This window comes from Streptomyces sp. NPDC090442 (assembly GCF_044769405.1).
Taxonomy (GTDB): Bacteria; Actinomycetota; Actinomycetes; order Streptomycetales; family Streptomycetaceae; genus Streptomyces.
Map to the genome: position 1 here is coordinate 24,730 of NZ_JBIVXW010000032.1, position 22,914 is coordinate 47,643.

At 71.3% G+C, this 22,914-nt stretch carries 20 protein-coding genes and 4 pseudogenes; 9 read left to right on the top strand and 15 right to left on the bottom strand.

Features of this window, described 5'->3' with window-relative positions; translation table 11 throughout:
• Positions 1–99: 99 nt before the first annotated feature.
• Entirely contained in the window at positions 100–996 is an 897-nt protein-coding gene (locus tag ACIQU6_RS22695; RefSeq protein WP_403483481.1) for a SigB/SigF/SigG family RNA polymerase sigma factor, read from the top strand.
• A 79-nt stretch (positions 997–1,075) separates the two neighbouring features.
• Here the strand turns inward: ACIQU6_RS22695 and ACIQU6_RS22700 are convergent, their stop codons facing one another.
• Positions 1,076–1,402 (bottom strand): nucleotide disphospho-sugar-binding domain-containing protein, encoded by a 327-nt coding sequence (locus ACIQU6_RS22700; protein ID WP_403483550.1) that lies wholly within the window; start codon positions 1,400–1,402, stop codon positions 1,076–1,078.
• 172 nt (positions 1,403–1,574) lie between these two features.
• A pseudogene (locus ACIQU6_RS22705) lies at positions 1,575–2,465 on the bottom strand (transposase); the annotation flags it as partial.
• A gap of 55 nt (positions 2,466–2,520) precedes the next feature.
• On the opposite strand from ACIQU6_RS22705, the pseudogene tnpA reads away from it, so the two are divergent.
• A pseudogene (gene tnpA / locus ACIQU6_RS22710) lies at positions 2,521–2,869 on the top strand (IS200/IS605 family transposase); the annotation flags it as partial.
• Here tnpA and ACIQU6_RS22715 read toward each other — a convergent pair.
• The 5 genes from ACIQU6_RS22715 to ACIQU6_RS22735 form a co-directional block, all read right to left on the bottom strand.
• A complete protein-coding gene (locus ACIQU6_RS22715; RefSeq protein ID WP_403483482.1) occupies positions 2,839–3,066 on the bottom strand; it encodes a hypothetical protein in 228 nt (75 codons plus the stop codon). The pseudogene tnpA and the gene ACIQU6_RS22715 overlap by 31 nt on opposite strands.
• 93 nt (positions 3,067–3,159) lie before the next feature.
• Positions 3,160–4,581 (bottom strand): lanthionine synthetase LanC family protein, encoded by a 1,422-nt coding sequence (locus ACIQU6_RS22720; protein ID WP_403483483.1) that lies wholly within the window; start codon positions 4,579–4,581, stop codon positions 3,160–3,162.
• A 136-nt stretch (positions 4,582–4,717) separates the two neighbouring features.
• On the bottom strand, positions 4,718–4,888 hold the full coding sequence (locus tag ACIQU6_RS22725) for a hypothetical protein (RefSeq protein ID WP_403483484.1): 171 nt from the start codon (positions 4,886–4,888) through the stop codon (positions 4,718–4,720).
• The gene (locus tag ACIQU6_RS22730) at positions 4,867–7,812 is read right to left on the bottom strand and encodes a lantibiotic dehydratase (protein ID WP_403483485.1); all 2,946 of its coding nucleotides are present in this window, start codon (positions 7,810–7,812) and stop codon (positions 4,867–4,869) included. The genes ACIQU6_RS22725 and ACIQU6_RS22730 overlap by 22 nt, the downstream gene beginning before the upstream one ends.
• On the bottom strand, positions 7,809–8,795 hold the full coding sequence (locus ACIQU6_RS22735; protein WP_403483486.1) for a thiopeptide-type bacteriocin biosynthesis protein: 987 nt from the start codon (positions 8,793–8,795) through the stop codon (positions 7,809–7,811). The genes ACIQU6_RS22730 and ACIQU6_RS22735 overlap by 4 nt, the downstream gene beginning before the upstream one ends.
• A gap of 423 nt (positions 8,796–9,218) precedes the next feature.
• Between ACIQU6_RS22735 and ACIQU6_RS22740 the strand changes: the two genes are divergently transcribed.
• Positions 9,219–9,602 (top strand): SH3 domain-containing protein, encoded by a 384-nt coding sequence (locus tag ACIQU6_RS22740; protein ID WP_403483487.1) that lies wholly within the window; start codon positions 9,219–9,221, stop codon positions 9,600–9,602.
• Between the two features lie 150 nt (positions 9,603–9,752).
• Here the strand turns inward: ACIQU6_RS22740 and ACIQU6_RS22745 are convergent, their stop codons facing one another.
• Positions 9,753–10,586: a class I SAM-dependent methyltransferase gene (locus ACIQU6_RS22745; protein ID WP_403483488.1), complete on the bottom strand. Its 834-nt coding sequence runs from the start codon at positions 10,584–10,586 to the stop codon at positions 9,753–9,755.
• A 180-nt stretch (positions 10,587–10,766) separates the two neighbouring features.
• Between ACIQU6_RS22745 and ACIQU6_RS22750 the strand changes: the two genes are divergently transcribed.
• Complete coding sequence (locus ACIQU6_RS22750) at positions 10,767–11,354, top strand: TetR/AcrR family transcriptional regulator (RefSeq protein WP_403483489.1); 588 nt, start codon at positions 10,767–10,769, stop codon at positions 11,352–11,354.
• A gap of 68 nt (positions 11,355–11,422) precedes the next feature.
• On the opposite strand, the gene ACIQU6_RS22755 is transcribed toward ACIQU6_RS22750, so the two are convergent.
• Together ACIQU6_RS22755 and ACIQU6_RS22760 are read right to left on the bottom strand one after the other, a co-directional pair.
• Positions 11,423–12,139: a GNAT family N-acetyltransferase gene (locus ACIQU6_RS22755; RefSeq protein WP_403483490.1), complete on the bottom strand. Its 717-nt coding sequence runs from the start codon at positions 12,137–12,139 to the stop codon at positions 11,423–11,425.
• Complete coding sequence (locus ACIQU6_RS22760) at positions 12,136–12,384, bottom strand: hypothetical protein (RefSeq protein ID WP_403483491.1); 249 nt, start codon at positions 12,382–12,384, stop codon at positions 12,136–12,138. The genes ACIQU6_RS22755 and ACIQU6_RS22760 overlap by 4 nt, the downstream gene beginning before the upstream one ends.
• A gap of 266 nt (positions 12,385–12,650) precedes the next feature.
• Between ACIQU6_RS22760 and ACIQU6_RS22765 the strand changes: the two genes are divergently transcribed.
• Positions 12,651–13,007, top strand: coding sequence for a cold-shock protein (locus ACIQU6_RS22765; RefSeq protein WP_403483492.1), 357 nt, complete (start codon positions 12,651–12,653; stop codon positions 13,005–13,007).
• Between the two features lie 104 nt (positions 13,008–13,111).
• On the opposite strand, the pseudogene ACIQU6_RS22770 reads toward ACIQU6_RS22765, so the two are convergent.
• The 3 genes and pseudogenes from ACIQU6_RS22770 to ACIQU6_RS22780 form a co-directional block, all read right to left on the bottom strand.
• Positions 13,112–14,710 (bottom strand): annotated as a pseudogene (locus ACIQU6_RS22770) (Tn3 family transposase); the annotation flags it as partial.
• Between the two features lie 353 nt (positions 14,711–15,063).
• Positions 15,064–15,468, bottom strand: coding sequence for a VOC family protein (locus tag ACIQU6_RS22775; protein WP_403483493.1), 405 nt, complete (start codon positions 15,466–15,468; stop codon positions 15,064–15,066).
• A 168-nt stretch (positions 15,469–15,636) separates the two neighbouring features.
• Positions 15,637–17,096, bottom strand: a pseudogene (locus ACIQU6_RS22780) (DUF4158 domain-containing protein); the annotation flags it as partial.
• A 165-nt stretch (positions 17,097–17,261) separates the two neighbouring features.
• On the opposite strand from ACIQU6_RS22780, the gene ACIQU6_RS22785 reads away from it, so the two are divergent.
• Positions 17,262–18,461: a permease gene (locus ACIQU6_RS22785; protein ID WP_403483494.1), complete on the top strand. Its 1,200-nt coding sequence runs from the start codon at positions 17,262–17,264 to the stop codon at positions 18,459–18,461.
• Positions 18,462–18,481: 20 nt separating this feature from the next.
• Here ACIQU6_RS22785 and ACIQU6_RS22790 read toward each other — a convergent pair whose 3' ends face one another.
• On the bottom strand, positions 18,482–18,886 hold the full coding sequence (locus tag ACIQU6_RS22790) for a cupin domain-containing protein (RefSeq protein ID WP_403483495.1): 405 nt from the start codon (positions 18,884–18,886) through the stop codon (positions 18,482–18,484).
• Positions 18,887–19,172: 286 nt separating this feature from the next.
• On the opposite strand from ACIQU6_RS22790, the gene nsrR reads away from it, so the two are divergent.
• The 3 genes from nsrR (at position 19,173) to aac(6') (ending at position 21,697) form a co-directional block, all read left to right on the top strand.
• A complete protein-coding gene (gene nsrR, locus ACIQU6_RS22795) occupies positions 19,173–19,625 on the top strand; it encodes a nitric oxide-sensing transcriptional repressor NsrR (RefSeq protein WP_403483496.1) in 453 nt (150 codons plus the stop codon).
• 137 nt (positions 19,626–19,762) lie between these two features.
• The gene (locus ACIQU6_RS22800; protein WP_403483497.1) at positions 19,763–20,980 is read left to right on the top strand and encodes a globin domain-containing protein; all 1,218 of its coding nucleotides are present in this window, start codon (positions 19,763–19,765) and stop codon (positions 20,978–20,980) included.
• Positions 20,981–21,223: 243 nt separating this feature from the next.
• Positions 21,224–21,697: an aminoglycoside 6'-N-acetyltransferase gene (gene aac(6'), locus ACIQU6_RS22805; protein ID WP_403483498.1), complete on the top strand. Its 474-nt coding sequence runs from the start codon at positions 21,224–21,226 to the stop codon at positions 21,695–21,697.
• A 429-nt stretch (positions 21,698–22,126) separates the two neighbouring features.
• On the opposite strand, the gene ACIQU6_RS22810 is transcribed toward aac(6'), so the two are convergent.
• Positions 22,127–22,510, bottom strand: coding sequence for a hypothetical protein (locus ACIQU6_RS22810; protein ID WP_403483499.1), 384 nt, complete (start codon positions 22,508–22,510; stop codon positions 22,127–22,129).
• Between the last annotated feature and the right edge of the window lie 404 nt (positions 22,511–22,914).

The window sequence follows — 22,914 nt, forward strand, 5'->3', positions numbered from 1 at the left end:
GATCCCGACGGAATTCGCCACCCTCCGTGCATGCTCGGGTCCACTTCGGGTAGACGGCGGCTCAGGTGCCCGCGGGGGTCGGGCCCGGAGGGAGGCGTGATGTCCGTCGTGATCAGCAGCAGGCCGCTTTCGGTAGACACTGCGGAGCTCGGCGGCCTACCGGAGATACGCCGCCCCACCGCCATAGCGCCCCGGGACGCCCGCGAGCTCTCCAAGCTGTTCTTCGCCCGGCTCCAGGAACTCGAAGAGGGCACCCGCGCCTACCAGTACGCGCGCAACACCCTGATCGAGATGAACATGTCGATGGTGCGCTACGTCGCCCGCCGCTACCGCCACCGCGGCGACGACATGCAGGACATCGTCCAGGTCGGCACCATCGGCCTGATCAAGGCGATCGACCGCTTCGACCTCGCCAGGGAAGTGGAGTTCTCCACCTTCGCCGTCCCGTACATCCTCGGCGAGATGAAGCGCTTCTTCCGGGACACCGGCTGGGCGGTGCACGTCCCCCGCCGGTTGCAGGAGCTGCGCACCGAACTCGCCAAGGCCAAGGAGCAGTTGCACGCCAGGCTGGACCGCGACCCGTCCGTGGACGAGCTCGCGACCCACCTCCACCTCCCGGAGGAGGAGGTGATCGAGGGCCTGGTCGCCGCCAACGGCTACGCCGCGGACTCCCTGGACACCCCGACCAACCCGGACTCGCTCGGCCCGCGCCGCACCCTCGCCGATGTCGTCGGCGACGACGACCCGGCCCTGGCGACCGTCGAGGACCTGCACACCCTCGCGCCGCTGTTGCGTCAACTGGCGCCCCGGGAGCGCCGGATCATAGAGCTCCGCTTCGGCCGGGAGATGACCCAGTCCGAGATAGGAGCGGAACTGGGCGTGTCCCAGATGCACGTCTCGCGGCTGCTCAAGAGCACCCTGAGCACGCTCCGCACCGGCATGCTCAGCGACTCCGAGCCCGAACCCGACCCGGGGTCCGCCACCCCCACGCCCTGAGCCGACCGGCCCGCCCCGGGAACGGGGCGGGCCGACTCACCGTTCGACGCCGGCGGCACCGGGCGGCGCCACCACGCCCCTACGTATCCGCTCGGCGCAGGTACTCCTCGACCACGTCCGCGCCGCGCGCCGCGCCGCCGCTCTCCCGCACGACCTTGCGCATCCGGGCGAGGTTCTCGCGGACCGCGGGGTCGGTGGCGACCCGGGCGACCGCGGCGCGCAGCGACTCGGCCGTCACCGTGCGCGCGTCGAGCCGCTCGCCGAGGCCGAGTTCCACCACCCGCCCGGCGTTGGCCGCCTGTTCCGGCATCTGCGGCACGGCGATCAGGCCGACGCCGTAATACAGCGCCTCCATCGTGGAGTTCATGCCGGTGTGCGAGACGAAGGCGGTGGCCCGCCGGAGCACCGCAGGCTGCGGGAACCGCGCACGGACGTCGAACGACGGCGGTATGGGCCCCAAAACGCGGCGGGGTCCAACTCACCGATGGACATGGCCACGTGGTATGGCCCGTCCGCGAAGGCCGCCAGGCAGGTGCGTTGACGTCGTCGCCCACCTCAAGGAGGGCGATTCCCGCCTGCCGCGCCGTTGTCGGGTGCGGCTTCGGGTGGGTTCCTGCTTCATCGCGCTGTGCCGGTACGCAGACCGTTCTTACCTGCGCTCCACGGGCTGTCACGGCCAGTCCGGCCGCCTTGGCAACGTTAATCGCCGCGTTGATGTCTCGGTCCAGGACGGTCCCGCACTCCTGGCACGTCCATTCGCGGATGTGCGAGGGCTTGGGGCCGTCCTTGACGCCGCAGGCCGAGCAGACCCGAGAGGTCGGCTCGAATCGCCCGATGCGCACGAAGGTGCGCCCGTACCGGCTGGCCTTGTATGCGAGCATGGTCACGAACTGCGGCCATCCGGCGTCGTGCACGGACTTGGCCAGGCGTGTGCGGGCGAGTCCTTTGACCGCCAGGTCTGCCACCGCGATGGCTTGGTTTTCGCGGATCAGTTCGATGGAGAGCTGGTGGTGAAACTCGCGCCGTGCATCGGCCACCCGTGCGTGAGCGCGGGCGACGCGAAGCCGGGCCTTGTTCCGGTTGGCGCTGCCTTTCTCCTTGCGAAAGAGGGCGCGCTGAGCCTTCTTGAGCTACTTCTCGGCCCGGCGTAGGAAGCGCGGGTTGTCGATCTTCCGGCCTTCGGACAGGACGGCGAAGTGCCCCGGCCCAGGGTCTATACCGACCTGCGGTGTGAGGGGCGGCAGGACTTCTTCCGGGCCGGTCTCGACCACGAACGACGCGAAGTGACGACTGGCCGAGTCCTTGATCACGGTCACCGTGGTGGGGGCGAACGGCAGCCCGGCGGCGCGGGCGTCCGCACGGACGCGAAGCGCGTCGTTGAAGACCACCCGAGCGCACCCGAACGCCCTTGCCAGCACGGCACGCTGACCGACGCTCGGGGACAGACGGAACCCGTATCTGAGCCGCACAACGATCACCATACATACGTGGTTCACGTCACCACGCTGGAAACCAAATCTCGGTATACGCACCGGGCACCACGTCGTCTACAACCTGCACGTTCACGTGCTCTTCGCCACAAAGCACCGGCGAAAGGCCATGACGGACGCCACGCTGACACGCTACGAAGAGACCATGCGGGAAGTGTGCGAGGACTCCGAGGCCGAGTGGAAACAGTTCAACGGCGAAGACCTTCACGTCCACCTGCTCGCGCAACCCGCCGAAGGTCCAACTCTCCAAGCTGGTCAACTCCCTCAAGGGCGTCTCCGCCCGGCTTCTGCGCAAGGAGTACGACACGCACGTGCGCCGGCACCTATGGGGCGGACACTTCTGGTCCGGCCCCTACTCCGCCAGCTCATGCGACGGGGCGCCCCAGACCGTCTCGGTCGGCAGCCGGCGCACCAGATTGCGCGCCAAGTGCCGTGCGGCGTGCGCTCCTTCGCCGTTTCCCGCGGCCAACAGGCGCAACAGCTCGATCGCGGCCCGGGCCTCCCGCACGGTCAGCAGCGGAAGCCGTTCCTCGTCCAGATCCACCACACCGTCGACGAGGCTCAGAAGGCGGTCATTCACATCACTCATGGTCGGGTTAACGCCCACTTACTTGTGCGGTTACGGTCGGGTGAACGGTGCGGCTCGCGGGCCGCGCGGTTCCGCAGGGCGCGGTCAGCGCAGGCCGAGGCACGGGAGCCAGCCACGGCCGTTGGTGCCGGTCGCAGTCGCGGTGAGGACCACGCTCAGGGTGCCGCAGGCGCCGCCGAGCAGGGCCGTGCGCTCCTCGCCGAGCGCCCGGGTCTGCAACCGCCGCCGGTCCAGGTGCACCAGCAGTCGCGCGCGCAGCGCGGTGGCGGAGGGGAGTTGGGCGTGGCGGTGCAGCGCGTCGGCGACCGCCAGGACCCCGGCGGCGCCATGGCACAGGCCCAGGCGGTCGCCGAGGTGGTCACCGAAGAGGTGGAACTCCTCGTCGTAGCCGGCGACGAGACTGTCGAAGGCCGCGGCGGCGAACTCCCGGTCGTCCTGGTCGCCGCAGGCGTCCGCGGCGTCCCACAGCGCCCAGGCCACGCCGGGGGTGCCGTAACACCACGCCTGTCTGCGGCGGGCCCCGCCGGGCGGGACGGCGTCCAGGCCCGCACCGTCCCAGGAACGGACGCCCCGCGCATCGACGAACGCCTGTCGCCGCAGCCAACGGCTCACCCGCCGCAGCGCCGCGACCAGTTCCGGCAGGTCTTCCGGCGCGCCTCTCGATGCGTCCTCCGGTCCCTCGGCACCTGACGGGTCTGCCCGGCCCGCCTGGCGGACGGCCGCGGTGAGGGCGGTCAGCACGCCGGCGGCGCCGTGTCCCATACCGGTGTTGATTCGGCCGTGCAGCCAACCCAGTTGGGGGTGCCCGGGGTAGTGCGTGCGCAGGCCGTCGAGTTCCGCGGTGGCGCACAGGGCGGCCAGGCACCGGCCCAGGCGGGCCAGTGCCTGGGGGTGGTGCGGGCCGGCGCCGTCGGGGTGGTCGGGCCGGCCGGGGGCCGCGGCGCTCATGGCGAGCAGCGTGCCGGCGGGGCCGAGGATGAGGTCGTAGTCGCGGAAGGTGACCGCGCCGTGGTTGGCGCGCGCCGCCTCGGTCGAGGCCCGTTCGAGGAGTCGGCCGGCCAGGCGGTCGGCGACCGGATGCAGCGCGGGGTGGAGGGTGGCTGCCTGGCGCAGTCCGACCAGGGTGCCGGCCAGTCCACCGTCGTAGAGCCCCGGATGACTCATCCCGCGCCCGGCCCCGCGGGCCCACAGCACGGTGGCGCGGGCGGCCACGGCCGTCGCGGCGGGAACCTCGGTGGTGCCGGCCAGCAGATGGGCGAGGACCGGGACTCCCGGGTCCGACGGATGGTCGCTTCCGGAGGGCGGTGCCTGGCCGGCGGCCGTCCGTTCGGACCACCGGTCGAGCAGCCACACCGCGTCCTGCAGCGCGTGCGTCCGCCAACCCGCCTCCGGCCCGAAGGGCCGGGCCGGGCGGGTCGAGCCGATCGGTCTGGTCGGGGGCGTCGGGCGGCCGGCGGACGCGTCCTGCGACGCGGTGGCGGAGCCCGCGATGGGGTGGTTGTGCATGGTGTCTGGCACCCTCCGGAGGGAGAGTCGCCCGGTGGATCCACCACCGGGCGACTCGATCAACCAGTCTGTGGCATGGCCCTGTTGACGGGAGATCGGTGCAGCGTCGCCGTCCCGTCACTGGGGGTGCGCCTCGTCAGCAGCCCCACCCGGAGCAGTAGTGCCAGGAGCAGTAGCCCGACCCACAGTCGGCGTCCGAGCACAGCAGCGTGAGGCCCTGGGCGCTGGGCAGTTCGGACTCGGTGATCCGGGCGTCCAGGTCACCGATGAGGTCGTCCAGGTCGGTCAGTTCGATGGTCGTGGGCATGGTTGTCCTCCTTGACTCGGCGTTCCGTTCCGCCCCGGTGACTGCCCGCCCGAGCGGGCGTCCGGGGACGTCTGTGGCCTCGAACGAGGCGATGGCGCGGCCAGCCAGTCGCGCAGCGGCGCGGCGGCGCGGGCCGCCAACTCCTCGGGACGGGCGTCGTACGGCACCCTGAGGTGCAGTTGCGCGGCGACCGGCGCGCCGTGGTGCACGGCGTCGCGGACCGGCGAGCGACCGGGCTCCGGCAGGGCCTCCTCGACGATCAGCGCGCCGTCCGGAGCCGCGGCCCGCAGCCGTTCCAACGTCCGCAGGGCCGGCAGCGCCGCCAGGTCCACCGGTACGGGCTTGCCGGCGGGTGTCGTGCGGGCGAAGCAGAAGCGGGGCAGCCGGCGCGCGCGGCGGAGCGCGGCCAACGCGGTCACCTTGTCCGCCTCCGGCGCGTCCGTCGGCCAGAACTCGCCGCCCCGTACCCGCCATTGGGCCGGACTGACCACCAGATCCCCGCCGACCGACAATCGGGGCACCCGCCCGGCCGCAGGGAACGCACCGATCAGGCCGCCAAGTTGGACCATGTGCCGGGCGGCCGGGTGCGTGGCCGTCATCAGCAGCCGGGTGAGCCGGTCGTAGGGCGGGGCGGGGGTCCGGGTCGCATGGTGCACGGGGAGGATCCGCACCCCGCCCGCCTCGGCGACGAACCCGCCGCCCTCGGAGCGGAGGGTGATGCGGTCGAGCGGGAGGTGCCGGACGGGAGGGACGCCGCCGGGCCCGCCGACCACCCCCGCTCCCCCACAACTCCCGTAGTACATCGCGAGGTTCGGGTCTCCGGTGCACCAGTTCGTCAGTACGGGGCGGCGTACGGCGTTGGCGGCTCGGGCGGCCAACGGAGGCACCAACACTTCGACGAAGCGGACGCCCGCGGCCCGTTCGACGGTGGTGAGGAAGGCGCGGTAGGCGGCCGGGTTGGGGTAGCCGCCGTGGGTGACGGGATCCGGGGACCCGTTCCGGGCGGCGTGCAGGCCGTGCAGTGCCTCGGCGAACCGGGCGTCGAGCACCCCGGCCGGGGAGACCGATTCCAGGACGGCGACCGGCCCGGCCGTGGTCAGCGGGCGCACCAGACAGTCCGCCGGCCAGTCCGCGAGCAGCGGCGGTTCGGCGGCCGGGGCGTCCCACGCGTCCAGCAACGCGTCGTCCAGGTCGATCCGCTCCTCGTCGAGGCGGGCGGCGAGATGGGCGAGCAGGCGGGCGTATCCGGAGTCGGCGCTCTGGGCGGGGTGCCAGCCCGTGTAACGGCGGCGGGTGGCGTGGCCGGTAGCCGGGTCTCCCGTGGGCTCGGTCGGTTCCGCGGGGTCGTCGGAGGTCGCGGTCAGCAGGTCGGCGACCGATCGCGGGGTGGGGCCGACGCCCAACGCCTCGGCGGGCGGCTGCCAGTTGGGGTCGGCCGCCTCTGCCTGGGGGCGGTCGGCGGAACGGAGCGCGGACAGGCGGGTGGCGAACCGCAGGCCGCGGGTGATGCGGGCGAGGGCTACCGGGTCGAGGGCGGTGTCCACGGCACGGTAGGAGTCGACGAACCAGGTGGCTTCTTGGCCGACTTGGGCGTCTTGTGCGCCTTGGTAGGGCGGGTGCGCGGGGTGGCGGCGGTTACCGTTCGCCGGGGTTCTGGGATCGTCGTCGGCGGTGCGGAGGAGCGCGGCCGGGGTCCAGGCCGGGTGCCGCAATCGGGGAGCGGCGCAGCGCTGGAGGACGCCCAACTGGAGGAGATGGGCGAGGAGTCCGCGGAGCGCGGCGACGGCCCGTCGGTGGGCGTCGCCCTGCGCGCCGTCCGCCGCGGGACGCAACCGCACGGTCAGCAGCGCCTCGATCTCGGCGAGCGGGCGCGGGCCGGCCGCCAGCGCCGCCAGGACCAGGTCGAGGACCGGCGTGCGGCGCAGTTCGACCCGGCGCAGGCGCGTGCAGTGCGGGCCGGTGTCGACGACCGCGCAGCGCAACAGGCCGGTGGGCATCGGGGAGTGCAGCGGCGTCAACGCGAGGTGCGTGGCGGGGCCGAGGGCGACCGGTTCGGCGGTCCGTAGCCGCTCCCACAGCAGATGGACGTTCTCCATGGCGGTGGTGGCGAACGCGCCGGCCCGCACGGACGGTTCGAGGAACGGGCCAACGAGGGTGGCGGCGCCGGAGGTTGGGGCGCCGGGCGCGCCCGGCCGGGAGTCGCCCCACCCGGCAGCCGGACCGCCCGGAGCCCCGGCCGGCACGGCGGCCAACTGCCCCAGCCAGCCCCGCGGAGTGGTCTTGGCGGCCGCCCGGGCGACCACCCGCCACACATAACCGCTGTACTTGCGCAGCCGTTTGCCGTGCCAGGGTTCGCCCGCCGCGGCGCGCCGCTCGAAGTCCGCGGCGATCCGGGGCGCGGTGGCGGCGAGGTGGTTCCGCAGCACGGGATCGACGTGCAGCAGGTCGAGCGCCAACCGGCCGACCCGTTCGCGCTCGGCGGCCACCCCCGCGACGAGCCGGTCCCGGGCGACCCCCAGCCGCTTCGCCGCCTCACCCAACTCGACGAGTTCACAGGCGAGTTGTGGAGCGACGGCGGCCACCGTCGCCAGTACGGCGTCGTCGGCGGACCCCGGGGCGAAGCCAGCATGCAGTCGGCGGCGGAGCGCGAGCACCGCCCCGCGGGCGGCGGCGGGCAGCTCCGGGGCCGGGACGACGGCCGCGCCGAGCCGTTCCCCCAACGCCCCGGCCCGGGCCGCCTGGCGCTCGCCCTCGTCCGCCAGGTCCGCGGCGTGCGCGAACAGCGGGGCGTTGCCGGCCGAGGCCCACATCTCTCCCGGCAGCCCGGCGAGCCGCAACAGCGCGGTCCCACCCAGGGTTTCGGCGGGGGGCGCGTCGCCTACCAGGGGCCGGTCTCCCACGGCGTCCGGCGGCCGGCGGATCATCGCGTCACCTCGTCCCCGGCGAGCGCCTCGGCCAGCAGGCACTGCCGGGCGTACGACATCCGCGCGCGGTTCCAGTGGAAGATCACGGCGAAGGCGGCGGCGCGCCGCGGGCCGGTGGTGGCGGCGCCCGACTCGAAATAGCCGGTCCGCCACCGCCGTGCCGCCTCGCCCGTGGCCGCCGCCCGCTCGGCAAGCAACTCCCGTTCCTCGTCCGGGAACGACGCGAGCATCTCCTCCCCGGACCGCTCCCAGAACAGCCGGATCCCCTCGGCGGCGCGCCGCCACCCCGCCCGTGCCCCGCCCCCGACTTCCTCGCCATGGGCGCCGTCGGGGAGCCGGCGCCCGGTGTCCTCGCGCACCGCCTCCCACACGCCTCGATGCTCCCAACCCACCACTCCGAGCCCCGAGAACACCTCCCGCAATAGCAGCAGCGACACCCGCCAGGCCGCGGCCTCCCCCCGCGGGCCGGGACGGCGGGCATGGTGGTCCAGCCAGGCCAACGAGTCCACGGTGAACAGGCGGTGCACATGCCCCATCGACGCATGCCCACCGAAGAGGTACTGCTCGGGCTCGTACACCACGCCCAGCGGGGGCAGTCGCCATCCGCCCCGTTCGGCAATCCGCCGTGCCAACTCCACGCGTAGCGCGGCGACTTCACCATCCGGCGCCTCGAACCGGACCCGCAGGCCGGGCTCCTTGTGCATGAAGAAGAAGTTGTGCGCCCGGCCGGCGGCGAGCAGCTCGCGGGCCACCGTGTTCAGCCAGTCGTACACCGGGGGCCGGTGATCCGCTTCCGGCGCGAGGTTGAACTGCACCCAGGAGGCCGCGGTCGACCGGTCCCGCGCTGCGGCCAGGCCGCCAGCGAGGAACGCCCTTCGGGCCCACGGGAGTTGGGCCGCGTCCACGTCGAGCGGAAGCCCGGCGAGCTGCTGGGCCGCCTCACCGTGGAGGCAGTCCGCGAGCAGGTCCGTGACCATCAGCATGTGCGTCCTCCGGCGCCGAGCACCGTCCCCGCCCGCAAGCAGCGGCACAGGGGCGCGGGGACCCATCCGCCCCGCAGATGAGGATGTCCCACCTACACCCCTGTGACGTCATTATCCGGATTATTCATATGATGAACAGTTGTGCGCCGTAGTCATTGCGGCCCATGAGGCCCGGGGTCCGACTCGGCGGCAGTGCGGCGCGAGCGCCGGTTCCCGTCGCTCGCACACGGCGCTCGTCGGCACCTCCCCGGCGGATCGGCGGCGCCCGGGCCGCCAACTGGCAAATACCGCGCAGACTTTCGACGCGTTCCCGTCATGATGAATTTCAGCCAACCGACGAGCCACTCGGGCACCGGCGCGGGCAGCCTGGCAGCGGACCGACTCGTCCGGATCGCCGGACGGACCTCGACCAGGAGGATGGCCATGACACACCTATCCACGTTCCGCAGGGGCGCCGCCGTCTTGGCGAGCGCGGGGCTTCTCTGCGGTGTCCTCGGCAGTGGCGCGGCGGTGGCCGCGAGCCCGGCCTCGACCCCCGCGGCCACCGCCCACGGCCTGTACCAGGGCCGCGTCGTCGCCAGGCACGAGCTGACGGTCCGGACCGGACCCGGCACCGAGTACCGGGCGGTGGGTTCGCTCCGCCACGGCGAGGTCGTCACCCTCGTCTGCAAGGTGAACGGCCAGAACGTGCACGGCAATTCGCGCTGGTACAAGCTCCGCGAGGGCCGTTTCGCCTGGGCCTCGGCCCGCTACATCCGCCCCATCGGCGCCGCGCCTCACTGGTGCGCCGACCGCCATCGCCGCTGAACCCCGCCTACGGACGTCCGCCTCGGCCACGCGCGTCGGCCGGGGCGGTCCCCTGCCCCGGCCAAGGAGAAGCCACGGCACGGCGTCGGGTCGTTCACCGCAGTGCGTACAGATCATTCAGGTGCCGTGCAGGCATGCGCAGGTACGTGATCAGGCGGCGGTCGAAGACCGGCCGGCCCCGGCACGCACCGCCGTGACCGCCACCGTCGCGTACCGCATGGTGAAGCCGCCGCCGGCCGCGTCGATGGCGGCACCGACCCCCGCCAACGCCTCCTCCAACGCCTCCGACGGAAGCCGGGTGAAGGGCCCCTGAGTGGGCATCTGATCCAGCCATGCGTCCCGCGTGTAACTCCACTCCCAGTCGACCCGCCACTGCTCCGGCTCGCCGAACCCGCCGGCCGCCCGGATCCCGTCGGCGATCCTGGCGAACTGCCCCTGATAGGCATCGAGCGTCCCCGTCGCCATCGCCGTGAAATCGAACGGCGCGTCGGGCAGCGCCCGTTGACAGGCCGCGGCGACGGCCGCCCCGATCTCGGGCGGAAAACGGAAGACGTTCCAGAACGGCGCCAACCGGCCGCCGGGGCGCAGCGCCCGTGCGGCCTGTGCGGCGCCCGCGACCGGATCGATCCAGTGCCAGGCGGTGCCGGCGACCACCGCGTCGAACTCCCGGCCGGCCGGGTCCCAGTCCTCGAACCGCGCCACCTCCGCCGTGCCGCCCAGTCGCCGGGCCACCTCCGCCATCCGCGCGTCCGGCTCGACCCCGAGCACCCGACAGCCGGCCGCCTCGAACTGCCGGGCGGCGATCCCCGTACCGCAGCCGACGTCGAGCACGTCGAGACCGGCCGGGCCGGCGACGATGCGCCGCACCAGGGCGTCGGGGTATCGAGGGCGGGTGCGGTCGTAGCGTTCCGCGTCCGTGCCGAACGACTGGGCCAGGTCGCTGCGTTGACGGGGATCAGGCCCCGGAGGCGGCATAGTGGGCATGCGCCCACTATGGTGGGCGCATGCCCACTCGTCAATAATCGTGACGGGCCACCACTACTCTCTCCGGTCAGGACGCCGGCGCGGGGAGACAGCCCGGAGGCTCCCTCACGGGAGGAACGCCGGCGCGGGAACAACACCGGTGCGGAAGAGGCCGGTTCGGGACGAAGGGACGGATGCGCGGTGCCGACTGGGATCGCCCTCCGCGGTGCGCGGGAGCAGTTGTTCGACGCCGCCGAGCGGGTACTGCTCCGGGACGGGCCGAACTCCCTGACCAGCCGCGCGGTCACCACCGAGGCGGGCTGCGCCAAGGGCGTACTGCACCGGCACTTCGACGATTTCGACGCCTTCCTCGCCGGCCTCGTGCGGGACCGCATCGGCCGGATCGACCGCCAGGCCGTCGCGCTCCGCGCCTCCGCGGGGAGCGGCACGGTCGCCGACAACCTCACCGAGGCGCTGACCACCGTGTTCGGCACGGTCGCGGTGGCGATCGTCGGGCTGGTGATCTCCCGGGACGGGCTGCGCGCCCGGTTGCGACAGGCGGGCTCCTCGGGCGTCCCCGTCCTCGCCGAGGCCACCGCGATGCTCGCCGGATACCTGTCCGCCGAGCGGGAGTTGGGCCGCATCGCGGCGGACGCCGATGTCGACATCCTGGCGCCCACCCTGATCGGCGCCGGCCACCTCCTGTTCGCCGACCGGGAGGCCGGCCCTCCGGAGACCACGGCCGTCCACAAGGTCGCGACAACGGTACTGGCGGGCGTGGCGGGCTAGCCGGGGACCGGTGGCCGGTTGACGCGGGCCGGGTGCGACCGAGCACGGTGGTCGGTCGCGAGCCTGCTTCACCAGAGCATGTCGATGTCTCCCGGGTGGAGGGCGATCCGGCTGTCCCGGAAGGACGCGCGGTGCCGCCGCGCCCGCGACGAGAAGAAGTCGGCCATGGTGACCTTGTCGAACCCGGGCCCGTCGCTGGGGAAGGGGGCACCCGCCGTTCCTCCGACGAGGACCGCGCCCGCGAGGTGCTGCCAGCCGGCGCTCTCGTAGAACGCCCGTAGCGGGCGGTCGCAGGTGAACAGCCCCAGGTCCAGGCCCTGATCGGCCATCGCCTCCCGCGCCGCGGACACCAGGCGCCGGCCGTGCCCGCGGCCGCGCGCCTCGGGGTGCGTCACCACGGTGCTCAGGCCACCGGCGACATAGCGGCGACCGGCGTGGACGATCTCCTTGGTCAGGACGTCCAGCGCGGCGAGGACCGTACCGCCGTCCACCAACAGCGTCGACACCGGCCGCAGCGCGGGGTCATGGACCGGTGCGCCCGGCGGCACGGCCGGGGTGCCCGTCGACGGCCAGGCCAACTCCTGGAGGTCTGCCACCTGAGCGCGGAGCCCGTCGGGCGTGGCCGCTTCGGGAAACGTGAGGATGTGCACCGGCCGATTCTCCTCCATCGGCGGACGGGCGGGCCCGGCGGCGGTGCCGGGCACCGGCCACCACTCCCGCGCGTGTCCGTCACCGGCCCGGCCTCGGGGAACATCGGTACAGCGGTTGGCGCTGAGAACGATCATGGTCCGGGTGTGAGCGTGTTGACGCGGTTCTCGTACTCGCGGCGGGCCTTGCGCTGGACAGGGATCGCCCCGACGCCGTCGAGGACCTGGCAGCGGTCGAGGAGTTGGCGGTGGACCGCGGGCATGGCGGTGACGCGGAGGGTGTGGCCCGTGCCGCGCCGTACGGCCTGGCCGTTGTCGAGCGCGGCCCGCTCGGCGTCGTCCAGCTCGGTGGTGCGGAGGAAGTCGGCGACCTTGCCGGGCATACCGAGGGTGACGAGCAGCTCCGGGGCCGGAGCGACTTCGTCGGCGACGTGCTCCGGCAGGAGGTCGGCGACGGCGGTGCGCCCCTCAACAGGGTACTTCCCAAAGGGAAGTTGGCTCCCTTGATGGTAACTACCACCCCGGGTATACGGTCAACAGTGGCCAGGGGGAGACCCTACGCCGCCTACCTCTTCGGCGATGCCGCCGCACGACCGTGGGGAGGACGTCGAGTACGCCCTTGACCGTCACACAAGTGGAGGAAGCAGTAATGAGCCGAGTACGCAGGAGCCTCGTCGCCGCGGTCACGGCCCTGGCGATCGCCGGTGGTGGCGCCGTAACAGTCGTCGCCACGCCAGGAACAGCGCAGGCAGCCCCCGCGAGTAGCAAGATCGCCAATGACCACCAAAGGCGTTTGGGCCAGGTCCGTTGGTGGAATGCGGCCAAGGGGTTCGGCTACATCACCTACAAGGTGGCAGGCGGGCTGCATAGGGACCTCTACACGCAGTGGAAGTGGGTCGAGAAGCCTTTCGGGATGGAACAAGGCGACATCGTCTCGTTCATCATCGGCAAGGGGCCCAAGGGTCAGGACGTCGCCGTCGACGTAAAGCAGATCGGCGGCGCGTGATCTTGTAGGTGAGCCGGTCGCGGGTGACAGGACGAGGCCGCCCACGGCCCGTGAGGGCACAGCGTCCGCGCTATTCAGCGGGCATGGTGTGGGTCCTTCGGTGCTCAGGCGGCCGCGCCGAAGCCGGAGGCGGCCGGTTCCTGTTCGCGGAACTGGGTGAAGTCGACGTCGAGCTTGGGGTCGTACGCCTCCGGCTGGATGCCGAGTTCGTGCGTGGAGTACTCGCCGAAGCGGCGGATGTGCTCGGTCAGGTACGGAGAGATGCGGGCCAAATCCTCCGGGTCGATCTCCCAGCCCTCCTCCAGCAGTTGGCGGATGATCTCGGCGGTGTCCAGGGCGTTGTGGAAGATCACCGCGTTCCTGAGCAGGGCGTTGCATTTCGCGGTTTTCTCCTGCTCGACGGGGTCGTTGTCGGTGATGACGCCGCCGTTGCCGAAGCCGATCCGCTGGGAGAAGCCGTTGAACGCCTCGACCTTGTTCGTCGCGGCGCTCACCCGCCGGCGCAGCGGGGCGTCCGAGAGGTAGCGCAGCAGCTGGACGGTGCGGATGACGCGGCCGACCTCGCGGAAGGCGGTGTACGTCGCGTTCTTGCGTGAGCCAGCCCGCAGGCGCCGCAGCAGCAGGGCGGAGGAGATGGCGCCCTCCCGTACGGAGACTGCCACCCGCATCAGGTGCCGGAACTGGGACTCGATCAGGTCGAAGTCGATGACGTTGCGGCCCGGCTCCCCGAACAGGGCGTCGATGTGCACGTACTCGGTCCGCTTCGTGGGCCGGTAGAAGGTGAGGTCCTTCCAGTTCCTGATCCTGGGCATGAGGTCGAAGCCCAGCAAGTGGGCGAGCGTGAAGACCGGGAACGACTGGCCCTGCGTATCCGCGTGCACCGTGGTCGGCTTCACCTCGGACGTGTTCTTCAGCAGGCCCTCGATGATGTAGACGGCCTCCCAGAGCACGATGGCGTTGAGGACCAGGCCGAGCGCGCCGAACTGGTCCTCCATCCCGTCCCGGTACGCCTGGTGGATGGTGCCGCGTTTTCCATGGCACACGTCGCGGGCGAGCTTGTGGCGGGACTCCTGCACGGTGAGCTGCCGGTTCATCTGCCGCCGGTAGGTATCGTCCACCGGGTCGACCACACGCAGCAGGTGCTCGGTCTTCGCGATCCGCCCGTACTCCGCGAACGCCGCCCCCAGCGGGGTCGGGCGGCCGTCGCGGCCGAACATGCGCAGCAGGTCGTAGGCGCGGACCTGGTTGGTGACCAGGGAACCGGCGACCTTCAGCATGTCCGGGCAGTGCGTGATCACCTTGTTCAGGTTGACCCGGTTGCGGGCCAGGTCCTCCACCGCGCCGTACGTGCCCGTCTCAACGCCGGGCATCGTGGCCCGCCAGAACCGCTGGTCGTCCAGGTCGCGGAACCGGGGGCCGAAGTTGTAGTCGAGGATCTTGAACAGGCCGAACACCATGTCGGAGTACGAGGCGTTGTCGGTCGCCACCATCTCCGGCTTGACCCCGCCGTCGAGGTTCAGCAGGGCGTCCAGGATGTGGAGGGAGTTGCGCGGGGTGCCGGGGACTACCATCTGCCCGATGCCCGCGACCTGGTCGTTGACGGCGTTGAGCCAGGTGATGCCCCGCTTGAACCCGAAGTACTTCGGTGACGGAGCGGCGTTGATGGTGCGCACCGGCACCTGGAAGCGCAGCCCGTCCACGGTTATCTATGGGGCCCGCGGACCGTCAGGCGTGTAAGGCAAGTGACGTTTCCCCGGACTTGCCTTACAAATATCCGAGGGTTCTTCGGGCAAGTTCGGCATGTAAGACACGAGTTCGGGCAAAGGACGCTGACGGCCGAGATCCCTAGGGCGCTTCTGACGGATCTCCGTGGAGGAAGGAGCGGCGTCTGGTGCGTGCGATCGCAAGGCGCCGGGATGTCTTCATAGCGGAGCTATGGGGACATTTCGGCAACGCCGCAGGGTCCCCCCCCCCCGCCCTTTAGGCGTGGGGGAGTGCGTGCCAGACGCCGCGACGCCGCGGAGATCCGTCAGAAGCGCCCTAGCGGCCAGAGCTCTCAGGCTGACGCCGTTCCGGGCCTGTAAGTGCCGAACGACCACACGTTGCCCTCGACATCACGAGCCGTGTATTGCCGCGAGCCGTAGTCCTGGTCAGTCGGCTCCATGAGAATCTCCGCGCCTGCCTGCCGGGCCCGTTCGCAGTGCGCGTCGGTGTCCTCAACAAGCACATACACGCCAGCCGGGCCCGCATCCGTCAACGCTTCGCGGAACGCGCCGCCGAGGCCCTTTGTGTAGAGCAGGAGCATGCCGTTCCCGTGGGTGAGCTCGGCATGCACCACCGTGCCGTCCTCGTCCTCGTGCACCGCGCTTCTAATGAAGCCGAAGGCTGTCGTGAGCTGGTCGATGGCCGCTTTCGCGTCCCTGTACCCCAGCGCCGGGCAGACCATGGGCGTGGCTGTCATGACCATCACCATTCCTCTCCGTAGAAGCTGCGTCGAGACCCGGATCACATCCTTGCAACTTGCCCTGACAGTCAAACCCTTCGCAGCCCTCTTCGAACTTGCCGTACATGCCTTACTGACTTACAAGCTCATCACCAGCAGCTTTGACCGACAGCACTAGATGACCCCTGAGGCGAGCAGCCCCTCACCCCAGAACTGCACGATCGAGCTATCGGCCTGGGCGGCGATCAGCCGCGCGTTCGCCGCGGCGATGGTGTCGGCCCGCAGGTAGTACTGATCGACGTGCACGAGCCGGGCCCGGGTCAGCGCCTCGTAGCCGGGGTTCACCACCGGGGTCAGGCCGATGTTGCACGCCTCGGAGACCAGCAGCGCGACCACGGAGGTCGGCAGGTCCTTCATCCGGGTGGTGCCGTCCCCGAGGTGCACGAAAGCGTTGAGGAACCCGGTCCAGGCATTCACCTCGAACAGCAGGTCCGGCAGGTCGATCTTCGGGAGCATCTTCTCGACCCGCCGGCGCAGCCAGGTCAGCGACTTGGGCTCGCCGAGCGCGCCGAGCTTGTCGACGTTCAGCTTCACCCGCCCGTCGTCCTCAACCTCGATGGACACCTTCGCCGTCGGCCCAGCGCCTTCTCCCACTGCGGCAGCGTCGACAGGCGCTCCTTCTCCGTCTTGTGCTTGGCGGTGTTCAGCAGCCGGGCGGCCATCAGGACCTGGAACAGGTCCGGGGCCTCGTCGATCGCCTTCGCCTCCAGGTGCCGCATCACCGCGGTCAGCATCGCCGTGCGCTTCGGCTCCGCCGCCCGCTCCAGCAACGGCGCCTTCGACCCCAGCGCCTAGCGTGCCAGCGCGGCCATCCGTTCGGCGGGATCTGCGACAGCCGCAGCCGCCCCAACCGGTACGCGCCGGTCTCGTCCACCCGCTCCAGCGCGCGGGCGAACGCCCGTGCCCGTCGTCCGCGTCGGCGGCCGACGCAGCCGCTCCAGCTCCGAGAACCGCGCCCCCTCCGGCGTCTTCAGCGTCGCCACGAACTCGCCCGGCAGCGCCGGGTCGGCGCGGCGGGCCGCGCCCGCGACTGTCGCGTGCAGCCGCTTCTCCGCGACCTTCCGGGCCTCCGACACCTGCCGCGCCAACACGCTCACCCCGGGCAGCAGAACCCGGTGACGGCGCAGCCAACCCACCGCCTGGTTGAACAGCGCCACCGGCCCCTCGGCGTGCGTCCAGGCCCGCCCGTGCAGGAAGGTACGGAACCGGCGCGACCACTCCGCATCCTCGTACTCGCGGTACTCGTAGGCGTCCCGGATCTCCCACGCGTGCGCGTACGCCGTCTTGGGCCGCTCGGTGTACCGCTTCACCACCGACGCGTCCTCGATGCCGAGCTGCGCGGCCAGGTGCTCGACCACCGGGCACGGCGCATCGAGTGGATCGTCCGGGAGGAACCGGCCGATGTAGCGCACCGTGCACATCTGAAGGGCGAAGCCGAGCTGGTGGTGCGCCAAGCGGCGCCGCGCGATCAGATCGCGGTCGACGTCGTCCAGGAAGAAGAAACGCTCCAGCTCGGGGCGGATCGGCTCCTCAGCGAACTTCCCGTACGCCTCGGCCTGCTCATCAGTCAGAAACTCCACCGGCACGAGCGGACCGTAGCCAGCCCCGGCGCCTGTCCGGCGATCTTTCCGCGAACCCCAGCGGAGCCTCCAGCCGGTGTGCTAACCAACCATGATCGTTCTCAGCGCCAACCGCTGTACCGATGTTCCCCGAGGCCGCGGCCGCCTCCGCCCCACGGGAAGGATGCCGACATGCACACCGCCCCGCACGCCGTCCTGCACGCCCTGTCCCTCACCGGCTCGATGACCTGGGAGATCACCTGGGCACTGATCCTGGGGTTCGCCCTGTCCGCCGTCGTCCAGGCGGTGGTCCGCAAGTCCACCGTCGTCGCGCTGCTCGGCGACGACCGACCGCGCACCCTCGCCATCGCCGCCGGACTGGGCGTGGCCTCGTCCTCCTGCTCGTACGCCGCGGTCGCGCTGGCCCGCTCGCTCTTCCGCAAGGGGGCGAACTTCACCGCGGCGATGGCCTTCGAGATCGCCTCCACCAACCTCGTCGTCGAACTCGGCGTCATTCTGGCGCTGTTGATGGGGTGGCAGTTCACGGTCGCCGAGTTCGTGGGCGGGCCGGTGATGATCGTGGTGCTGGCCGTGCTGCTGCGGCTGTTCCTGCGCGAGCCGCTGCTGCGCGAGGCCCGGGCGCAGGCCGAGCGCGGACTGGCCGGCTCGATGGAGGGGCACGCCGCGATGGACATGTCCGTCCGAGGTCCGGGCTCCTTCCTGCGCAGGCTGCGCTCCCCCGAGGGCGTCACGGCCACCGCGCACGTCTTCGTCATGGAATGGGCGGCGATCCTGCGGGACTTGGTGATCGGCCTGCTGATCGCCGGCGCGATCGCGGCATGGGTGCCCGACGCCTTCTGGCGCTCGTTCTTCTTCGAGGGCCATCCGCTCGCCGCCAAGCTCTGGGGGCCGGTCATCGGCCCGCTCGTCGCGATGGCCTCGTTCGTCTGCTCCATCGGCAACGTGCCGCTCGCCGTGGTGCTGTGGAAGGGCGGCATCAGCTTCGGCGGGGTGGTGGCGTTCGTCTTCGCCGATCTGCTGATCCTGCCGATCCTCAACATCTACCGGAAGTACTACGGCACCCGGACCGCGCTCCTGCTCCTCGGCACCTTCTTCCTCTCGATGGTGGTCGCCGGCTACGTCGTCGAACTCGCCTTCGGCGGCCTCGGGTTGGTCCCGGACCAGGCCCGAGCGAGGATCCCCGCGGAGGGCGTCTCCTGGAACTACACGACGTGGCTGAACATCGCCTTCCTCGGCCTGGCCGCCGCCCTCCTCGTCCGCTTCTTCCGCACCGGCGGCCGGCGCATGCTCAGCATGATGGGCGGCGCTCCCGCCAACGGGAGCCAGGAGCAGGAGGGCAGTCCGGGCCACGGGAACGGGCATACCCCCTGAGGCCGAGCGACCGCCCGCCGTCAGTCCCGGTGACTCCGGATCTGCATGCCGGGGCGGCGGCGGTGCACCGTGAGGTACGCCAACCCGTTCCGGCCCGCGGTCAGACTGCGGCGGGAGCCGTGCGGCAACCACAGCAGCCCGCCCTCGGCGAGCGGCTCCCGACCCTGGTCCGTGTCCACGGTCCCGTCGCCGGCCACGACGTAGAGGAGCACGTCCAGATCCGGTTCGACGTGCGTGTCGATGCGGCCCTGCGGCGGGACCCGCACCAAGTTGGCGTCGAGCTGACGACCGGCCTCCGCCAGCCGCCACAACGCCCCGGTCGGCGCCGGATCGACGGCGGCGAGTTCCCGGGCGTCGCAGAGCAGTCGCGGAACCGGGTCGCCGGCCGAGGCGGCGGGGCCGTCGGCGTGCGGGGTGTCAGCCATCAACAGTCACCATCGCCTCCACTCTCGCCCGTGAACACCCACGAGCACCCTCGTTTACTTTGTCCGCATTTGGTCGCACATGCAGTCATTCGCCGACCCTCTCCCACGCACCCCGCCGGTGAGCTACCACACAGTGGCACAGGCGACACGTACGGCACGGATGACACAGGCGGGGCAGACGACAGAGGCGGCACCCTTGAACGCGAGCCCCACCCGGATCGTCCCGGTGCAATCCCGGACGCCCCCTGAATGCGAACCTAACATGCACATTTGATAGCCTCATGGCGTGCGGTTGACGAAGTTCACTGATCTGGCGCTGCGCGCAGTGATGCGCCTGGCCGTCGCCGAGCCCGGCGACTCCTTGACCACCCGCGAGGTGGCCGAGGCGATGGACGTGCCGTACACCCACATGGCGAAGGCGATCAGCCGGCTCCAGCACCTCGGCGTGGTCGAGGCCCGGCGCGGCCGCGGCGGCGGACTGGAGTTGACCACGCTGGGACACCGGGCCTCGGTCGGCTGGTTGGTACGCGAACTGGAGGGCGAGGACGAGGTCGTCGCCTGTGAAGGCGACCCCCCGTGCCCGCTGCGCGGAGCCTGCCGACTACGCCGGGCGCTCCGCGAGGCACAGGAAGCCTTCTACGCCACGCTCGATCCGCTCACGGTCTCGGACGTGGTGGCATCACCCACCGGCCCGGTACTGCTCAGCCTCACCATCCCGAGCAGCCCACGCCCGGACTGAGCCCCGCGCACCCCGACCCCAACCACCACTCCCCCACGGCGACCCCCTAGGGCACCCAGTGCGCCCCACCCCTCGCCCTTAAATTGGCAAACGATCTACGAATTAACTGACCGCCGTCCTCACCCCTGGAGGTACCCGTGCTCTCCGAGCAGTCCACCCCCGTCATACGCGCCACCCTGCCCGCCGTCGGCGCCGCCATCGAGGACATCACCGACCTCTTCTACCGGAAGCTGTTCGACGCTCACCCGGAACTGTTGAGAGACCTCTTCAATCGCGGCAACCAGGCCAACGGCGCCCAACGGCAGGCCCTGGCCGGCTCGATCGCGGCCTTCGCCCGCACCCTGGTGGACCACCCCGGCACCCTGCCGGAGACGATCCTCGGCCGGATCGCGCACAAGCACGCCTCGCTCGGCATCACTTCGGACCAGTACAAGATCGTCCACAAACACCTGTTCGCGGCGATCGCCGAGGTCCTCGGCGAGGCCGTCACCCCGCAGGTCGCGGCCGCCTGGGACGAGGTCTACTGGCTGATGGCCAACGCGCTGATCGCCGTCGAGGCCGGTCTCTACGCGCAATGCGGCGCCGCCGAGGGCGAGGTGTGGCAGCCGATGACCATCGTCGAGCGGAGCGCCGAGACCCCCGACACGCTCGCCCTCACCCTGCGCCCTGCCGACGGCACCCCGGCGCGCCCGTTCCGGCCCGGCCAGTACGTCAGCGTGCAGGTCCAACTCCCCGACGGCGCCCGGCAGATCCGGCAGTACAGCCTCTCCTCCGCCCCCGGTCGCCCGGAGTGGCGGATCTCCGTCAAGCGCGTCGCGGCGGGCGCCGGCCCGGCCGGCGAGGTGTCCTCCTGGCTCCACGAACGGGCCCGCGTCGGCGATGTGCTCACCGTCTCCGCCGCGTTCGGGGACCTGACACTGGCCGACGGCGACGGCCCCCTCCTGCTGGCCTCCGCCGGCGTCGGCTGCACCCCGATGCTCGCCATGCTCCACCACCTGGCCGCCACCGGATCGTCCCGCCCCGTCACCGTCGTCCACGCCGACCGCACCCCGGCCGACCACGCGCACCTCGACGAACTGCGCCGCCTGGTCACCGAGTTGCCGCACGCCACACTGCACCTGTGGTACGAGGAACCGGACGCCCAGGCCCCGCTTCCCATCTCCGCTGTCCGGGTCTCCAGGGGTCGTGCGGACATCGGCACGCTCCCCCTGTCGCACGACCTCACCGCCTACCTCTGCGGCCCCCTCCCCTTCCTCCGCACCATCCGCGGCGATCTGCTGCGCCACGGAGTCGCACCCCAGGCCGTCCACTACGAGGTGTTCGGCCCCGACCTCTGGCTGGCCGCCGACCAGTAACCACCGAAGACGCGCGCCGCGCACGCACCAACGGGCGCCACAAGCCCGTCGGTACGTGCGCCCGCGCACACCCAACGACCGGAAAGGACGACACACCCCATGCACGCCCTCCACGGCACCTCGACCGCGGCCGCCGTCGCCGTCGCCGTCACCGCCGTAGTCCCGCCAGACCACCGGCCGCCAGCATGGATGCCAGCGGGCTGAGCCCTGAGGGGCTCCACGCCTCCCGGGATAATGAAGTGCATGGAGTTGCGTGGAGACAAGGTCGTGCTGCGGTCGGTGGCGAGCGATGATCACGGGGTCCTCGACGGGATCGTGCGGGAGCCGGAGGTCGCCGCCTGGTGGTCGCCCCCGGAGGACTTCGGGGGCATGCTCGCCGTGGTCTTCGAGGACGAGGTGATCGGGGCGATCCAGTTCGACGAGGAGAACGACCCCGAGTTCCGTCGTGCCGGCATCGACATCTTCCTGACCGCGCGGCAGCACGGCCAGGGGCTGGGGACCGATGCCGTACGCACGTTGGCCCGGTGGCTGGTGCACGAACGCGGCCACCACCGGCTGACCATCGATCCCGCTGCCGCCAACGCTGCGGCGATCCGCAGCTACGGCAAGGTCGGCTTCAAGCCCGTCGGCATCATGCGGGCGTACGCACGCGACCACCGGACGGGCACCTGGCAGGACGGACTCCTCATGGACCTGCTCGCCGACGAGTTGACCTGATCCGTCTGGCCGGATCCACCCGACGGGCCTGGCGGTGGGGTACATCGCTACTGAGGGGTGGCGAGTGGTCGTCCTCCCCAACGGATGTCCTTTGCACGATGGTGCCCGTGCAACTGGGCCTTGGGCTTCCTGCGCAGGCGAGTGATCCGAGGAACCGGGTCCGCTCGTGCTCCGCGCTGGTGTCGAACTCGGCCAGGGCAGCCGTGGCTTGGGGATCGGTGAACGTCACGGCTCCAAGCGCGCGTTCCAGACGGCCGTGGTCCTCGACCTGCCAGAGGTTCCACGCCTCACAGAGCGGCCCAACACGCGTCACCGTGCCCGCGACGCGCATGCCGCCCTGGGATTCGAGGAGCCCTCGGACCGTCGTCATGGCGGCCTCGTAGCGTGCGAGGATCCCAAAGCCGTACTTGAACCCGCCTGCCCCGCCTATCACTTGGCGTTGATGGCTGGTGCGACCGGCGGGGAGTCGGCCTCGGGCGGTGCGGAGACGGTGGTTCGGGCTGTGGCCTTGAGCTGGCGATAGCCAATCACGACGCGAACCAGTACCAGCGTGATGACGGCGCCGGCCGCGGCGAGCGCGCCGCGTTCCCACCACGTCACCCCGGGACCCCGCGCAGTGAACGCCCCGAGCAACAGGACCGGCCCCAGGAGGAGAAGGAGGAAGATCCGCCAGTTCGACCACCGGGCCCAGGACTCCCGCTGCCGACCATCGAGCCCCACCGGAAGGATCCAGGCGGCGAGCATCATGGACCACACGGGCTTGGCCTTGGCCGTGGGCTTGGGGTTGGGGTTGCGTTGTCGGGTTCCTGGCATGGGATCAAGTATCCCAGACAGCGCAAAACGGGAAATGGCGGCCGCGGCTCCGCATCGACGATCGCCTGACAGCGAGAGCAGCGGGAGTAGTTGAATTCGTCAGCATTGCCCGAGGTTGGCCGAAATGTGCCCAGGAGGTCGGTCCGGCAGCGGCACTGTCTCAAGGGCGGGTGGGAAGTGGTCGAGAAGTACGGGAGCGGTCCAGGAAACCACTCACGATCTGGAGTCAGGCAGCAGTGACTTACCTCCCGACGCCTACGTGGCCGGACGTTCCCAGTCCGGTGGCCGGCTGTGAACAGTGCCGTGCGCTGCGACAACAGCGCGTCCTGGCACTGCGGCGGAGCGACGGCAGTGCCGCGAGCGACTGCAATGTGCTGATCCGCCGCCACCATACGGAAGCCCAT

What these genes read in the sequence shown, in the direction of transcription:
- ACIQU6_RS22765 (WP_403483492.1), top strand. Translation starts at nt 12,651, where the DNA reads ATGAGCCGAGTACGCAGGAGCCTCGTCGCCGCGGTCACGGCCCTGGCG.
- ACIQU6_RS22720 (WP_403483483.1), bottom strand. Translation starts at nt 4,581, where the DNA reads ATGCACAACCACCCCATCGCGGGCTCCGCCACCGCGTCGCAGGACGCG.
- ACIQU6_RS22760 (WP_403483491.1), bottom strand. Translation starts at nt 12,384, where the DNA reads ATGCCCGGCAAGGTCGCCGACTTCCTCCGCACCACCGAGCTGGACGAC.
- ACIQU6_RS22775 (WP_403483493.1), bottom strand. Translation starts at nt 15,468, where the DNA reads ATGACAGCCACGCCCATGGTCTGCCCGGCGCTGGGGTACAGGGACGCG.
- ACIQU6_RS22785 (WP_403483494.1), top strand. Translation starts at nt 17,262, where the DNA reads ATGCACACCGCCCCGCACGCCGTCCTGCACGCCCTGTCCCTCACCGGC.
- ACIQU6_RS22730 (WP_403483485.1), bottom strand. Translation starts at nt 7,812, where the DNA reads ATGATCCGCCGGCCGCCGGACGCCGTGGGAGACCGGCCCCTGGTAGGC.
- ACIQU6_RS22810 (WP_403483499.1), bottom strand. Translation starts at nt 22,510, where the DNA reads ATGCCAGGAACCCGACAACGCAACCCCAACCCCAAGCCCACGGCCAAG.
- ACIQU6_RS22790 (WP_403483495.1), bottom strand. Translation starts at nt 18,886, where the DNA reads ATGGCTGACACCCCGCACGCCGACGGCCCCGCCGCCTCGGCCGGCGAC.
- ACIQU6_RS22755 (WP_403483490.1), bottom strand. Translation starts at nt 12,139, where the DNA reads ATGATCGTTCTCAGCGCCAACCGCTGTACCGATGTTCCCCGAGGCCGG.
- ACIQU6_RS22740 (WP_403483487.1), top strand. Translation starts at nt 9,219, where the DNA reads ATGACACACCTATCCACGTTCCGCAGGGGCGCCGCCGTCTTGGCGAGC.
- ACIQU6_RS22725 (WP_403483484.1), bottom strand. Translation starts at nt 4,888, where the DNA reads ATGCCCACGACCATCGAACTGACCGACCTGGACGACCTCATCGGTGAC.
- ACIQU6_RS22695 (WP_403483481.1), top strand. Translation starts at nt 100, where the DNA reads ATGTCCGTCGTGATCAGCAGCAGGCCGCTTTCGGTAGACACTGCGGAG.
- ACIQU6_RS22735 (WP_403483486.1), bottom strand. Translation starts at nt 8,795, where the DNA reads ATGCTGATGGTCACGGACCTGCTCGCGGACTGCCTCCACGGTGAGGCG.
- ACIQU6_RS22745 (WP_403483488.1), bottom strand. Translation starts at nt 10,586, where the DNA reads ATGCCCACTATGCCGCCTCCGGGGCCTGATCCCCGTCAACGCAGCGAC.